Genomic DNA, 15,874 nt, shown 5'->3' with positions numbered 1-15,874 from the left:
TTACCTTTTTACTTTTCACTTTTGACTTTTATTTGGGATGACAATGTAACCTGTGGTGCGATCGCCTAATACTAAGTTGCGTTGTTCTCCCCAATACCACCAGTGTGCAGCCACATAAGCACAGATTAGACTATCTAGTTTATCTTCGGTGGCTTTGAGGGCTGCACCTGTGGAAGGTAAAAGGAAAAAGTCAAAAGGAAAAAGATGAGCTTGTGGTGCTTTAAGACTAGGTTCGAGAATAGGTAAAACTTCGAGAATATATTGATAAAGTTTGATTAATTCTAAGCGACGCTCACTGATGCGTCCTTTTTTATATTTAAGAATACGTTCTAAATTAAATAAATGCACAATCGCAGGGTGCGGAAAAACTTCTATTTGATATCTACCAAGTGTTTTTGCTGCTATTGTTGGTGCATGGGCAAAACCACGGGATTCTAATTCTAAGCCAAAGTTAATTGTCCGCTCGGCAAAAGGTAAATTTTGATTAGCAGGATAGCAGCCGGCGTGATATTTGCCAAAGTATTTATGAGTGAGTTTATCGGGGAGACGGCTACTTGTAGCGTTAGGAATCAAAGTCGGTGCATCAACGGCAATCATCGCTGGTGCTTCTGGTTGTACCCAGGTATCTATCCAAGTTAAAATATCGGCGATCGCATCTTGGCGATCTAAATCTAGTAGTTGCAATTGTCCGTCGATTAATTCTAAACAGCACAAGCCACTTGGTTGCGATTTCCAACCTAAATCAATCCCAATAAATTTCATTTATAACTAACTAATTCATTTGTCAAGACAATTGCACTATAGCAATCATCTGAGATTTTTCAAAATCGACGTTCAGATCCCCGACTTCCTCAAGAAGTCGGGGATTTTGTAGTAAACACAATTGTATTTACAAGTAAGCAGAGAAATCAATATTGATTTCTCTGCTTGATCAACTTACTTTATTGACAGGAAAAAGAAGATTTTTCCCTCTTCTTCAAAATCTCATTAGTATTGAGTTTGAGAACCTTATCCACCATAACAACTTTGTCCGGGTAAACACTTGGCAAATGGTGTTACTGTAATGATATTACCTACAACTAGACGTGCTGATGGTTGTGATGCAATCATAGGCGATGACATTTCAGGTGATGATTCTTCTGCTGGCGATACTCCTTGAGTTGGTTGTTCACCACGGCCATAATATTTACATCCCCCAGCTAAAAATTCCTGTTTTTCTGGAGATAAATCCACAAATAAATCGGATACTTTTGTTTGAAACAACATAATTTTGACCTCACTTACGTTACTTAGGTATTTGTTAATTACCTATGCTTAATTTATAGACATATTTGTGAAATCAAAAATTATTCTTTGGTTATAAAAAATTAGAAGAAAATTCTATCTTTAGGTGTTGAATAAAAATATATGAATCCATAGTTAGACATTTGACCAATATTTATTGCATCTTTTTGGATAATCAATATAATTAATCATCACATTTAGTGAACAACAAGATCCCCGACTTCTTTAAGAAGTCGGGGATCTGAAATTGATACTAAGTTATTTTAAGTTAATTCCAGTCGTCCACGATAACCGGTGACAATGCGGCTACCATCCTTGAGAATGTGGATTTCGATTTGGTCACTAGCCCAAGTGATTTGGTCGGCTAAAGCGGAGTTAAGAACGTTTACTCTTTGATTACTGGAAGAAACAGGGGAGTTGGGAGAATTAATCGCCAGGGATTCGACAAATGGCCCATCAATTAAAATATCTAATTGCTCTAATAATTCTTGTGAACCTGGAGGTGCGGAGTCGGACTGGAGTTGCTTGAGGGTAAAACCTGTAAAAGACATGACATTTAAGCCAGCAGCTTTCAGTTTACGTGCTAAAGCGGCTAAAGCAGATGCTTGCCAAAAAGGTTCACCACCAGAGAAGGTAACGCCTGTGTTTTGTGGTTTACTGAGAATTTGCTCGGCGAGGGTATCAACAGCAATCAGTTGGTTAATCTCAAAAGGCCAAGACTCAGGATTAAAGCAACCAGGACAGGCGCGGGGACAACCTTGCACCCAAATCACAGCGCGACAACCAGGTCCATTCACTTCTGACTCGTCAACATAACCCATAATGTTGAGATAGCCAGGGGGAATTTCTAGAAGTGTTGGTGATGGGTAAGTTGGTTGCGTTTCCATCTGTTTCCTCCTGTGCTGAAATTACCCAATACTCTTGATGTGTTGATTTGGAATTATGCGGTGCGATCGCAATCAAAATCTACATCAAAGCAATTATCGCTACCAGTCACTCGACATACTGCATTTGATTTGACTAAACTGCCATTCTCAATAATTCCATCAACATTGAACCCGAAAAAAATGAGGAACTTGTCCTGGATTTCTCTCTTGTGAGAAATCCAGGGGTCTGGGAAGGGTGGGAGGTGTGGGAGGTGTGGGAGGATGGTGAAGAAATCTTTCCCCCCTCTCTTCCCACACTCCCCACACTCCCCTCTCTCCCCAAACTCACCACACCCGCTACCCATACGTGAGAAATTCGGGTTGTGAAGATATCTTGCCTAACTCGTAATTCACGTTTTCTGTGGAACACAAGTAAATTCGGCAATCAAACCAAATTACTATAGGACTCATATTTGATTTGGGAAAAAAATCAGTACACCCAGATCAGGTTTCCTACTCCCTACTCCCTGCGTATCGCGCTTGCGCTGCGCTTCTCTGCGAGACGCTTTGCGAACGCGCACCACACAAATAGATTCAGGAATCAAACCGTATTCCTATATCTCTGCGTTATATTTATTAATAAAATTCTAATTTTATAAAAATAATTTCACTCTGATCTCCGGAAATTTTTAATAAATTATAAAATCAAGAGAAATTATGTATGATCAATCGATGAAAATTCTATTGGTTGATGATCAACCTAATGATTTAAATTTTTTAACTCAAATTCTTGAAGGTGAAAATTATCAAGTACAAAAAATCACTTCAGGTAAACTGGCAATTGATGCAGTACTCAAAACATTGCCTGATTTAATTTTACTTGACATTCTCATGCCAGAAATGGATGGTTATGCAGTCTGTCAACATCTCAAAACTCAGCCACAAACTCAAAATATTCCGGTTATTTTGCTCAGTTCTACAGAAACCTTACTGGATAGAGAGAAATTCTTTGAATTAGGAGCTGTTGACTATATTACCAAGCCACTGTGCGCTCCAGAAATTCTCATCCGTGTGCAGAATTGCATTCATCGTCACATCCAGCCTCAGCAACTAAAGTTGGCATCAACACCAACAGAGGATACATCTCAGGCACAAGCTTTACAACTACTTAATATTAAACTCCGTAACCATAACTTAGTATTAATGGAATTAGCAAAAAATCAGATATTGTATGAAGGTGATCTCAAAAAAGCATTTGGAGCAATTACAGAAGCAGCTACTAAAAATTTAGAAACTGAACGAGCTAGTATCTGGTTATATAATCAAACTGCAACTGCGGTTTCTTGTCGGGATTTATTTGAGCAAAGTCATCAGCGTCATAGTGAAGGGCGTACTTTAGTTGTAGTAGATTATCCGATTTATTTTCAAGCTTTGCAGCAAGAAGAAATCATTGTGGTGGAAAATGTTCAAACTGATCCGCGAACTCAAGAATTCGCTCAACCTTATGCCGCCCTCAACGTTATTTCGATTTTAGATATACCGATTCGATCAGCCGGAAAAACGGTGGGAGTTTTGTGTTTAGAAGCGGTAGGAGAATTGCGGACTTGGACATTAGAAGACCAAAACTTTGCCCGTTCCCTGGCAAATATAGCATCTTTGGTACTGGAAGCACGAGAACGTCAACGCGCCGAAACCGCGCGTCAAGCTTCGGAAGCCAAGTTAGCATCCGCCTTTAAAGCTTCTCCTGATCCAATTATCTTGTGTAAACTGCCAGAAACTCGCTACATCGAAGTTAATGATAGTTTTTGTCGGTTATTTGGTTATTCTCGTACCCAAGTCATTGGCCACACTGATCAAGAATTGCAGATTTGGGCTAATTCGCAAGAAAGTGTGTTTCTGACACAAATTTTGCAACAAACTAAATCTTTACGCAATTATGAAGTTGATTTCCGTACCGCCAATAGAGAAATCAAAACCATGTTGTTCAGTGCGGAAATGATTGAAATTGATGGGCAGAAATATGTATTAGCCACAGCTAAAGATATTACAGACCGGAAGCAGGCAGAAAATGAAAGTCGGCTACTATTGTTAACATCTCAAGCTATTACCCGCGCAGTGGATGTGAATAGTGCTTTAAAAGTGGTGTTGCGTTTAATTTGTCATTCTATTCACTGGGATTTTGGCGAAGTATGGCTACCGAGTAAAGATGGTAGATGTTTAGAACATAGTTTAGTTTGGTATGGAGAAGAAAGCAGCTTAGGACAATTTTCTCTCAATAGTCAAACAGTAAAGTTTATTTTGGGTGAGGGACTACCTGGGCGGATTTGGCAAAATAAACAACCAGAATGGATTGAAGATGTTTCTGCGGCTACGCAACCAGTATTTTTGCGATCGCCACAAGCTGCCCAAGTAGGATTAAAAGCAGCCTTTGGTGTGCCAATTTTAGCTGATGGTGAAGTTTTAGCAATTTTAGTATTCTTTAAACGCACTGCTGTATCTATTGATAAACGGTTACTAATGTTAGTTGGGGCTGTGGCGACTCAATTAGGCAGTTTAATTCAGCGCAAAATGATCGAAGCTGCCCACAGACAAAGTGAAGAACGTTTACAACTCGCTCTAGAAGCCAGTGACTTGGGTTTGTGGGATTGGAATCTAATTACAGATCAAGCTTACTGTGGCTGGCAGTGGAAACAAATTATGGGCTACGAAGGCCATTATCTGACAAATACTTCTCAAGTGTTTGAGAAATATATCCATCCCGAAGACTTACCAGCAGTCAGTTCTGCTTTAAAAGCGCATCTCCAAGGAGTAAGTGCTGTTTATGAAGTTGAGTATCGGATGCGCGGTGCCAATAATGAATGGAAATGGATTCATTCTCGCGGGAAAATTGTTGAATGTGATGATTGGGGTCAGCCATTACGGATGATCGGTACTGATAAAGATATTACAGAACGTAAGACTTTAGAACGAGAACTGGCACTGCGAGAAGCGCGTCTTAATGCCTTTTTTAGTAGTGCGCCTGTGGGGATGAAAATACTCGATCACCAATTGCGGTATGTACAGGTTAATCAAGTTTTAGCTGAGATTCACGGATTATCCCCAGAAGAACATATTGGTAAAACAGTATATGAAGTTATACCCCAAATTGCACCATTAGTAATGCCATTTTACGAGCATATATTATCGACTGGTGAAAAGATTCTCAATATAGAAATTTGTACACCCACACCCAAGCAACCAGAAATATTAAGTTATTTTTTAACTTCTTATTTTCCGATTCCTGATGAAGACAATCGGATTTCGGGAGTAGGTACAGTGATAGTAGACATTAGCGATCGCAAACGTGCAGAACTGGCTTTGCAAGAAAGTCAGCTACGCTATCAAATCTTAGCTGACGCTTCACCAGTCGGCATCTACCATACCAACAAATTTGGTGATTGTATCTATCTTAATCAGCGTTGGTCGGAAATTACTGGTTTACCACAAGCAGATGCAATGGGTACTGGCTGGTCACAAGCCTTGCATCCAGATGATCGTGATCGCGTTTTTGCTACCTGGAATGAAGCAGCAGCAGCGAAATCTTTGTATACTTGTGAGCATCGTTTTCTGCGTCCTGATGGGAAAAGTGTTTGGGTGATTTGCCAAGCCATACCCGAACTTGATGAACATGGAGAAATTACCGGAAATATAGGGACAATTACGGATATTACCGAGACTAAACTCGCAGAAGCCGCTTTGCGGGAGAGTGTCGAACGGGAAAAAGCAATAGCCCAAGTCATTCAAAGAATGCGCCAAACTTTAGATTTACAGACAATTTTTGCCGCGACAACTGAAGAATTACGCCAAGTATTAAATTGCGATCGCGTGGTTGTCTATCGTTTTAATTCTGATTGGAGTGGTGAATTTGTCTCAGAATCAATGAACGAAGGTTGGATTTCTTTAATGTTAGAACAGATCAGCGATCCCATCATTGCCAACGAAGTTTTAGAAGATGGTCGCTGTCTAGAAACGATTTTACAAAGTGCTACTTATCCCATTCAAGATACTTATCTGCAAGCCAATCAAGGCGGTGTTTATGACCAAGAGATGAATTTTCGCTGTGTGACAGATATTTACAAAGCAGATTTTGACTCTTGTTATTTAGACTTATTAGAACGTTTTCAAGCCAAAGCTTATATTATCGTCCCAATTTTTTGTGGTAGCAAATTGTGGGGCTTACTAGCCAGTTATCAGAACTCTAGTCCAAGAGAATGGAAAACTGGTGAAATTAATATTGTTGTTCAAATTGGTAATCATTTGGGAATTGCTTTACAACAAGCCGAACTACTAGCACAAACCCAAAGACAATCACAAGCATTACAAGCAGCAGTGATTACTGCTGATGCTGCCAACAAAGCCAAAAGCGAATTTCTCGCTAACATGAGCCATGAATTACGCACACCACTGAATGCAATTCTTGGCTTTACCCAAGTGATGAGTTATGACAATCAACTGTCAACTGAACACCAACAACATCTAGCAATTATTAATCGTGCTGGCGAACATTTGCTAAACTTAATTAACGACATCTTAGAAATGTCTAAAATTGAAGCTGGCAGAACCACATTAAACATCAGTCATTTTGATTTAATTGCTTTATTAAATAACCTAGAAGAAATGTTGCGGTTGCGTGCCGAATCAAAAGGGTTACAACTACAGTTTGAATACGCACCACAGATACCTCAATATGTGCAAACAGATGAGAACAAACTCCGGCAAGTTTTACTCAATCTTTTAGGTAATGCCATTAAATTTACCGCTAAAGGTAGCGTGATTTTGCGTGTCAAATCAGCCCAAAAAAACCAAGAATACACAGAAAATATTTTCCATAACTCCCTCATATTCGAGGTACAAGATACAGGTGTTGGTATTTCTCCCCAAGAAATTGACTTGTTATTTAAAGCCTTTGAACAAACTGAAATTGGACGCAAATCTCAACAAGGAACGGGATTGGGTTTGGCTATCAGCCGTAAATACGTGCAGTTGATGGGAGGAGATATTAGTGTTATCAGTCAAGAAGGTGTTGGCACTACCTTTACTTTTCAGATTGACATTGGTTTCGCCGCAACTAGTCAAGTTGCAATCAGTCAAAATCAGTGTCGAGTGATTTGTTTAGCACCAGGACAACCTGAGTACCGAATTTTAGTTGTAGATGATGTTTTAGAAAACCGTTTGGTAATAGTTAAATTACTACAACTCAGAGGTTTTGTTGTGCGTGAAGCTACAAACGGCCAGGAAGCTATTAACTTATGGCAGGAATGGCAACCACATCTGATTTTTATGGATATGCGTATGCCTGTGATGGATGGCTATGCAGCGACAAAATTAATTAAAACCACAAATAAAACCGCAGTTTCTTCGTCAGTCAATGCGATTATTATTGCTTTAACTGCCCATGCTTTTGAAGAGCAAAGAGCTGCTATCCTCTCAGCAGGCTGTGATGATTTGATTAATAAGCCGTTTCGTGAATCAGAAATATTGGAAAAAATTCAACTATATTTAAATATTCAATATATTTATCAGGAAGAACCTCAGCCCACGATTAATGAAATCCAATCAAATATCAGCCATAATACTATACATCAAGAGGTATTAGATTGGTTAACTCAAATGCCAGATGAATGGCTGGGTAAATTACATCATGCTGCGGCTCAGTGTAGTGATGATCTCATCTTAAATTTAATGTCAGAAACTCAGATTCAAAATCCTATATATCAAAAGTATTTAACCGACTTAGCGCAAAACTTTCGGTTTGAAATCATTATGGATTTGGCAAGTCAGAGATCCAATATAATTAAATGATAAAATTACAGCAATTACCAGAGTTTTATTAATTGTTTGCTCTGTAAAAATAAATCAAATCGATGGATATCTTTTTCATTCTCAAAAGCAGTAACTGGTAAATAATAGAATTGGATTTTAGTCATGTAGAGAAAATAATAGTCCGCGTTTTTCATAACTTGAATAAAGTTTGAGTAATTAATTTTAACAATACTGCCATCTTCATAAAAGACTGCAAAGAAGTTTTCATCAATTTCACAGTAGCGATTTTGAAATTCTAATGTAGAACTACGCTTCTGTGCCTTAAAAAGCAAAGGTAAGGAGACCAAATATGCTGCTGAACCTGCAAGATATATTAACCACCAATCAAAGCGATTCTGCAATATAGAAATAACAATATTGATTATTACTAAAAGCCCTAAGAGAATAAAAATAAATCTCATCCGCTTGTAATAGATAGCAGTTAAGATTGAGCCTAATTCTTTTGGTGTAGTTTGAAAAGTTTTGGTTTTGATGTACATTCTATTTAAATCACTGGTAAGAAAATTTGAGAATTGCGATCGCCACCACAATGTACTGTCAATGTGATAACCTGAGCATTGCGTAAATCATTGCTGTTCCGCACTGCACCATTACCAGAGTTCATGGCATAAGCAGGAAAGCAAGCTGCACTCAAACTCAAACGTAAGGCGTTACCTTTGGCAATTTGTACACAAGTTGTTTGCAGTTGAATTTTAATCGGGACAGCAGTGTTTTGTGGACAATGTATATAGCCCTGAGTCAAATTATATACTTTGCCATCAGGCTGTACTTGGGATAATACAGCGCATACATCATAACTGGGCTGGTCGGCATTACAATCAATTTCTACTATTACATCCCCCAAGATATGCAGGTCTTCGGTGAGTAATTGGCTAGTATAAGTTAACACATCAGGACGACAATCAAGATGTGATCGCTCAAATACACCTGCGGGTAATCCTGCATGACCACCTAAAGACGGTACAGGTCGCCAAGGGTCGTGGACTAATACATCAAAAGAATTTTGGATTTGGGATTTGGGATTTGGGATTAAAATTCCTGAGTCTTCGCGGATGCTGGCGAGTCCGGTAGTTGACAGAAAATAAGATTGTTGGTTAGCTGTATTTAAACTAGGGAAAGTCCGCCAAATATTACTTCCCATTTCAAACAGGCAAATAGAAGACTCCCGCAATAAGCCTGTATCTATATCTTTCAAAAATTGATCAAACCAGCGAATTTGCATCCTATCTACAGGGCTGGCGGCTTTCGCACCAAAGTCAACTTCGCCGACTTTTCTTCCCCAAGGCAAATGCGCCCAAGGGCCGACTAATAAATGTTGGGGTTGGGTGCTGCGGGTTGCCATATCTTGGTAAAAACCCAGAGTTCCACGCAGATAAGTATCAAACCATCCGCCGATATGAAATATTGGCAAGTCTACAGCCTGTAAGTGGCGCTTGGGTGAAAGTTCTTCCCAGTAATCATCGGCTTGGGGATGGGCTACCCATTCATGATAAAACGACTCTGGGGCAAGTTGTTGGAGAATTTCGGGATTATTTAGCGGTAAATTGCGTGCCGCAGTCAATAAAGCTTGATAAGCTGTGTGATCATGGCGTAGACGCGCGGTTTCTGTAGCTAATTGAATTGCCCAAGCGAGATTAGTTTGTAAACAGAATGCGCCACCTTCATAAGCCCAATCTGCATATAGATCATAAGCAATCATCGCCGGACAAATTGTTTTTAAAGCACTGGGTTTAGCAACTGCGGCGTAGAGTTGGGTCATTCCTTGATAGGAAAAACCATACATCCCAACTTTGCCATTACTCCCAGGTAAATGGGCTGCCCAATAAATGCTATCTTCACCATCAGCAATTTCATGGGCAAATAACTTAAATTCCCCAGCAGAAGTACCGCGCCCACGAACATCTTGAATCACGACAATATAACCTTGGGCAGCATACCAACTGGGATGGGCATAGACTACAGTTGATGCGATCGCTCTACCATAAGGTTGTCGCATTAATAATACCGGAAAATTCTCTGCGGCATCAGGGCGATAAATATCTGCATCCAGCCTGACACCATCGCGGGTGTACATAGATGCAGTTTGTTTAGGAAGAACTCTATACATAAGTAGTTGCACAAGATTAAATTAGGGAACAAGCAACAGGAAGAGAATGTGTGTAATTAATTCTGTGTGATTACTTAAGACAAGCACAGATGAGTAATGGCGTGTCTAAACTAAAATATAGCGGTTCTCGGTTGGATGAGGTACATTTCAACCCCACCCCCAACCCCTCCCCGCAAGCGGGGAGGGGAGCGTTTGCGTAAGCAAATGCGGGGTGGGGTTCCGACTGTATTACAAGCAAGTCAGAACCGCTATAGTGCATTAGATTTGGAAAAATTAACCGCAGATGCACGCGGATAAACGCGGATGAAATCGGTTTTTTAATGCAACATTTCTAGACACGCCAGTAGGGTGCATTACGCTACATATAGCAGAAGGCAGAAGGAAAAGTCTTACTATTCCTGGCATTCAAGCTTTGAAATTGTCCTAACATCTCTGACTACCGCTATAACAAAACACACTACTGTTTACTCAGCACTCAGTACTCAGCACTCAGCACTTTTTAAGCACCTTCACGTAATTTATCTAACACGCCACGGTCTTCTAAAGTTGAAGTATCACCAGACACTTCTTGCCCTGCTGCTAAGTTACGCAACAAGCGCCGCATAATCTTGCCCGATCGCGTTTTGGGTAAAGCGTCGGTAAAGCGGATTTCTCCGGGACGGGCGATCGCACCAATTTCCTGCACGACGTGTTTTTTCAGTTCTTTACTCAACTCCTCACTTGGTTGATGCGTACCTTCTAAGGTGACAAAAGCTACAACATCTTCACCTTTGAGTTCATCTGGCTTACCCACTACCGCCGCCTCCGCAACGGCTGGGTGAGAAACTAATGCAGATTCAATTTCCATTGTGCCGAGGCGATGTCCCGACACATTCAACACATCGTCAACACGTCCCATCACCCAGAAATAACCGTCTTCATCCCGCCTTGCGCCATCGCCAGCAAAGTATGTATACTTGCCATCTTGCGGCGGAATATGTTCCCAATAAGTACGGCGGAAGCGGTCAGGGTCGCCGTAAACAGTCCGCATCATTCCCGGCCAAGGATAGCGCACTGCCAAATAGCCGCCTTCGTTATCGCCTAAAGAATTACCTTCTAAATCAACGATATCTGCCAAAATACCGGGGAAGGGACGGGTTGCGGAACCTGGTTTAGTGGGAATTGCCCCTGGTAGGGGTGTAATCATAATTCCACCTGTTTCAGTTTGCCACCAAGTATCAACAATTGGGCAGCGATCGCCACCAATTACCCGGTGATACCACATCCAAGCTTCGGGGTTAATTGGTTCGCCGACAGTTCCCAACAAGCGCAGCGAAGACAAGTTGCGGGTTTTGGGATGGTGTTCGCCCATTTTAATAAACGCCCGAATCGCCGTTGGTGCAGTGTAGAAAATATTCACGCCGTATTTTTCAATCACATCCCAGAAGCAACCGGGATTAGAAGCACGGGGCGCACCTTCATACATCAGTGTGGTTGCACCGTTAGATAATGGCCCGTAAACAATGTAACTATGTCCAGTAATCCAACCCACATCGGCAGTACACCAATAAACATCAGTGTCTTGCAAATCAAAAATCCACTTGGTGGTGATATGGGTGTACAAGTTATAACCAGCCGTGGTATGCACAACCCCTTTAGGTTTGCCTGTACTACCCGATGTGTAAAGTACAAACAGCATATCTTCACTGTCCATTGGTTCCGCCGGACAATCAGCCGAGACACCTTTTTGTAAATCGTGCCACCAATGGTCACGTCCGCCCAACTGCATATAAATATCTTGTCCAGTGCGTTTGACTACCAAGACATTTTCTACAGAAGGGACAGCGCCATCTGCCAAAGCTTTATCGACTTGTTCTTTCAGGGGAACGATCGCATCTTTACGCCAACCACCATCAGCAGTAACAATTAATTTAGCTTGGGCATCAATCAAACGATCACGTAAAGCTTCGGCACTAAAACCACCAAATACCACACTATGAGGTGCGCCAATTCTGGCACAAGCTAACATCGCGATCGCCGCTTCCGGTATCATCGGCATATAAATACCCACGCGATCGCCTTTTTGGACTCCCAACTGCTTCAGCACATTGGCAAATTGGCACACTTCCCGGTGCAATTGGGCGTATGTTAAAGTCCGGGAATCTCCTGGTTCACCTTCCCAAATCAACGCCGCTTTATTCTTGCGCCAGGTTGTGAGATGTCTATCTAAACAGTTGTAAGAAATATTAATCTTACCGCCGACAAACCACTTAGCAAACGGTGGTTGCCAATCTAAAACTGTGTGCCACTTTTCAAACCAATGCAATTCAGTTTCAGCTAAATCTGCCCAAAATTTTTCCGGGTCAGCCTTGGCTTTATCGTAAAGTTGTTGATAATCTTCTAAGCTTTTAATATGGGCGTTTTGCGAGAATCCCGCCGCCGGATGGAATAAACGCTTCTCTTGTAAGATTGACTCTATAGTTGGTTGAGACATAGTTGATCAGCACAATCACTATATGTTAGTAAAAACCATTCTTAGCCTAGTTAGGCTCTAAAGAGTTTAGATTTTCGTTAAGCTGGATGAAAAGAGGGGCTAGGGGCTAGTACAACAAGGCAAAAGGAAAAAGGCAAAAGGAAAAAGAGAGAATAACGATACCACAAGCCTTTTAGCAATTCTAGATGGTCTGTTTATTTACGCCGACCTGTACTATTTTTTGTTGAGTATTTAGGATTTTCCCATTAAATAAAATAAGTATAAAATTTCATACTTCATACTTCACGCTATGCCGCTAATTCTCGAAGCTAATAACTTATCACTCAACGATGTTCATCGCTTGCTGAAACTCGAAAAGCTGGCAAATGGTTCATTCACAGACTTTTTAAGTTTAGAAGTAGTCTCTGAGTTTGAACAGCAGGATTTATTGCGAATCAGAAGTGACTTTGAGCGTTACTCTAGTGAGGGTAAAATTTCTGAAGGATTAGTTAAATTTTTAACACTAGCACCATTAATGCGACTGGCTGGATTTTATGATGTTCCGATTCGGTTAACAATGGAAGATAGTGTAGCGATCGCAGTCGAAGATGAAGACAGAAGAATTACCGGAAGGATGGATATTCTAGCCGTCAATAACTCTCAAACTCATACCACAGCACCTTTTTGGATTTTAGTTATTGAAACAAAAAATAGTGCGATCGAAGTGGGTGAGGGTTTAGCGCAATTACTCACATACTCTTTTAAAGCTTTAGAGCAACAATCATCTGTATGGGGTTTAGCAACTAACGGACTGCGCTATCAATTTGTTCATTTAACCCGCACTCAACAGCCAACTTATCAACTCATGCCATTATTAAATCTTAATGAATCACCCGATGCGATCGAGTTATTACAAGTTCTTAAAGGCATCTGTCAGTTAGTAAATCTTCAGAAATAATTAACGTAGATATTTGGGAGCCGCTTATGTCTGAGCCTGCTATTGTAGACAGGATCAAGAGTGAAATTACAGCAGATGGTATACTTTTCCCGCCTAGTGATTTACTAAGTGACGAACCACCATTGGAAAGTGATTTACACCGCGACCAAATTGAACTGCTAATTCGCACATTAAAGTTATGGTGGCAAGAAAGACAAGATTTCTATGCTTCTGGTAACTTAACAATTTACTACAGCCCCAGGCAAAAAAAATCTGAAGAATTTCGCGGCCCAGATTTTTTCGTGGTATTAGGCACAGAAAAAAGAGACCGCAATAGTTGGATAGTCTGGTATGAAGACGGCAAATATCCTAATGTGATTGTCGAAATTTTGTCAGATTCCACAGCCGCAGTAGACAGAGGCTTGAAAAAACAAATTTATCAAGACACCTTCCGTACCCCTGATTACTTCTGGTTTGACCCTGTTACTCTGGAGTTCCAAGGATTTCATTTAGTAGAAGGTAGATATCAACCAATTACACCCACCCCAGAAGGCAAACTCTGGAGTCAGCAGTTAGAACTGTATCTCGGCGTGTATGAGGGCAAATTAAGATACTTTACTGCTGATAATCAGTTAATACCCACACCAGAAGAAAAAGCCCAACAAGCAGAAAGCTGCGCCCAACAAGCCCAAGCTGAAGTTAATCGGTTAAGGGAGATTTTACTAGCGCAAGGTCTTGACCCCGACAATATTTAATAGCATCATGAAGTTAATACGAAGTTTTTTAAATAAAATAAGTATCATTGACCACGAGCAGGACATCATTTGCAAGCGAAAGAGATTAAGGAGCAGTTAAAATCACTTATCGAGGAAGCATCCTCGGTAGATCAAAATCTAGCGAGAAAATTGCATGAAATTAATCGTTGGGTTAAAGATATTAAGTTAGGTTCCCTGACGGCAAAACCTTTGGTTCTGGCATTTCTGTTGGAAGTAATCACGGACTCTACCATTTGGTTAATGATTAAATCATTACCTTCCGAAGCAGAACAACAAGCTAAATTTGCCCAAATGACAGCAAATGAAAGATATTGGTATAGTTATCTTTTTCCTAAGTGGATTAATGCAACTGACACTAAATTTTATATTTGGAAACAAAAATTAATGTCGGGTGAATTTAATCAAGTGGATGATGGTATTATTAAATCTATAGCTCAAGATATTGTGAGTCGTGAAGGTAGTTTTTGGCAGAGGTATATTGCCGACCTTTCGATGGCGACAGACTTAATTGTTAGCAGTCGCAACAATCAACCATTATGTATTCAAATTACTAGTGTATCTGAAGAACTAAGTAACCAAAAATATCATGATTGGAAAAGTACACTTAACTCATGGGAGATAGAAAGAGGCTTGTTTGTTAGTTACAATCCTAAAGATGCAAATTTCATTAATCAGTTAGTCAACGTTGCTTTGTATAACAGTGATTATCTTGCGGAAGGCAAATATCTGAAATTTGCCTAATTTTTGATGTATTAATTCAATTAACTGCTTATCACAGCCTTTATGCCTAATCAAAGTGAAACTGCAAGCTACGAAGGACAATTAGATAAATTTGCCCAAGCTTTAGCAACAGCCCGTAAAATGCAACAAGATTGGCTAACTTATGGTTTAGATTTTGTACATATCTATGTTGAAGATGTTGATGGAGATTGGCTAGAAACCTGGGAACATGATGAGATTTTAGGAAATCAGTTATTAGATGCAATTAAAGAATTTTTGGTCAGTGATGATATATTAGCTCTCCAGGTGAGACAGCAATTAGGTGAAAAATCGCTGTTTGATTTTGCAGTTAACTTAGCAGCTTGTGAGCGAATTGCTGAAGAGGGTGATAGGTTATCTGCGGTGGTTAATTTATTAGCTGATGATAATGTACATAATCTAGATGTTGGAAATTTAGCAGCCCATCTGGTAGAAAGATTTTTTAGATGAAAATCCATCACCTTATACCAATTCACAATTCGCAATTCGCAATGACGCTCGCAGGCTCGCTACCGCTTCGCTAACGCAATTAAAAAACTTAGATACAGCAAAGCTTTTAGGGTTTACATCTGTATCAAGTTTTGCGTGAAATGGTATTAGTAGTAATGTTCAGCAGTACTTTTGTTGAATAAATTCAACTTATTTTTGAAGATCATTGGCATGGATTAAATCTAGATAATCCAATACCGTTCAGTTAAGACTAAAAACCAATTCTGGCGTAGCGACTGTCTTAAAAGTCAAGCGATCGGGAGCAAAAAATGAAGCAGAGGAAGTAAAGAAAAAAGAAACAAGAGAAAAAAACATACATTCCAAAGTGAGCCAGTCATGCTG

13 protein-coding genes are annotated in these 15,874 nt (G+C 40.2%); 7 read left to right on the top strand and 6 right to left on the bottom strand.

Translation table 11 applies throughout. The annotated features are described in order from the left end of the window. Positions 1-15: 15 nt before the first annotated feature. The 3 genes from H6G74_RS28495 to H6G74_RS28485 form a co-directional block, all read right to left on the bottom strand. Positions 16-762: a DUF429 domain-containing protein gene (locus H6G74_RS28495; protein ID WP_190970939.1), complete on the bottom strand. Its 747-nt coding sequence runs from the start codon at positions 760-762 to the stop codon at positions 16-18. 246 nt (positions 763-1,008) lie between these two features. After that, positions 1,009-1,266 (bottom strand): hypothetical protein, encoded by a 258-nt coding sequence (locus H6G74_RS28490; protein WP_190970938.1) that lies wholly within the window; start codon positions 1,264-1,266, stop codon positions 1,009-1,011. 281 nt (positions 1,267-1,547) lie between these two features. After that, complete coding sequence (locus H6G74_RS28485; protein ID WP_190970937.1) at positions 1,548-2,171, bottom strand: 4Fe-4S single cluster domain-containing protein; 624 nt, start codon at positions 2,169-2,171, stop codon at positions 1,548-1,550. Positions 2,172-2,380: 209 nt separating this feature from the next. Here H6G74_RS28485 and H6G74_RS30970 point away from each other — a divergent pair, with 209 nt between their 5' ends. Continuing rightward, a complete protein-coding gene (locus tag H6G74_RS30970) occupies positions 2,381-2,521 on the top strand; it encodes a hypothetical protein (RefSeq protein WP_206756997.1) in 141 nt (46 codons plus the stop codon). A 346-nt stretch (positions 2,522-2,867) separates the two neighbouring features. Further along, positions 2,868-7,991: a PAS domain S-box protein gene (locus H6G74_RS28480; protein ID WP_190970936.1), complete on the top strand. Its 5,124-nt coding sequence runs from the start codon at positions 2,868-2,870 to the stop codon at positions 7,989-7,991. A gap of 14 nt (positions 7,992-8,005) precedes the next feature. Here H6G74_RS28480 and H6G74_RS28475 read toward each other — a convergent pair whose 3' ends face one another. Both H6G74_RS28475 and H6G74_RS28470 read right to left on the bottom strand, forming a co-directional pair. Beyond that, complete coding sequence (locus tag H6G74_RS28475) at positions 8,006-8,491, bottom strand: YcxB family protein (protein WP_190970935.1); 486 nt, start codon at positions 8,489-8,491, stop codon at positions 8,006-8,008. A gap of 5 nt (positions 8,492-8,496) precedes the next feature. Next, complete coding sequence (locus tag H6G74_RS28470; protein ID WP_190970934.1) at positions 8,497-10,119, bottom strand: CocE/NonD family hydrolase; 1,623 nt, start codon at positions 10,117-10,119, stop codon at positions 8,497-8,499. Positions 10,120-10,254: 135 nt separating this feature from the next. Here H6G74_RS28470 and H6G74_RS28465 point away from each other — a divergent pair, with 135 nt between their 5' ends. Further along, positions 10,255-10,416, top strand: coding sequence for a hypothetical protein (locus H6G74_RS28465; RefSeq protein ID WP_190970933.1), 162 nt, complete (start codon positions 10,255-10,257; stop codon positions 10,414-10,416). Between the two features lie 202 nt (positions 10,417-10,618). Here the strand turns inward: H6G74_RS28465 and acs are convergent, their stop codons facing one another. Further along, positions 10,619-12,592 carry an acetate--CoA ligase gene (gene acs / locus H6G74_RS28460; RefSeq protein ID WP_190970932.1) on the bottom strand — a complete coding sequence of 658 codons (1,974 nt, stop codon included), beginning with the start codon at positions 12,590-12,592 and terminating at the stop codon, positions 10,619-10,621. A gap of 289 nt (positions 12,593-12,881) precedes the next feature. On the opposite strand from acs, the gene H6G74_RS28455 reads away from it, so the two are divergent. From H6G74_RS28455 to H6G74_RS28440, 4 genes are all read left to right on the top strand, one after another. Further along, positions 12,882-13,529 carry a restriction endonuclease subunit R gene (locus H6G74_RS28455; protein WP_190970931.1) on the top strand — a complete coding sequence of 216 codons (648 nt, stop codon included), beginning with the start codon at positions 12,882-12,884 and terminating at the stop codon, positions 13,527-13,529. A gap of 26 nt (positions 13,530-13,555) precedes the next feature. Then, the gene (locus H6G74_RS28450) at positions 13,556-14,263 is read left to right on the top strand and encodes a Uma2 family endonuclease (protein ID WP_190970930.1); all 708 of its coding nucleotides are present in this window, start codon (positions 13,556-13,558) and stop codon (positions 14,261-14,263) included. Between the two features lie 69 nt (positions 14,264-14,332). Then, on the top strand, positions 14,333-15,025 hold the full coding sequence (locus H6G74_RS28445; RefSeq protein WP_190594050.1) for a hypothetical protein: 693 nt from the start codon (positions 14,333-14,335) through the stop codon (positions 15,023-15,025). Positions 15,026-15,067: 42 nt separating this feature from the next. Next, positions 15,068-15,493 carry a hypothetical protein gene (locus tag H6G74_RS28440; RefSeq protein ID WP_190970929.1) on the top strand — a complete coding sequence of 142 codons (426 nt, stop codon included), beginning with the start codon at positions 15,068-15,070 and terminating at the stop codon, positions 15,491-15,493. The last annotated feature ends 381 nt before the right edge of the window (positions 15,494-15,874 follow it).

This window comes from Nostoc spongiaeforme FACHB-130 (assembly GCF_014698475.1).
Classification (GTDB): domain Bacteria; phylum Cyanobacteriota; class Cyanobacteriia; order Cyanobacteriales; family Nostocaceae; genus Nostoc_B; species Nostoc_B spongiaeforme.
Note: the sequence above shows the minus strand (reverse complement) of the source record. Positions and strands in the feature narration are given on the sequence as shown.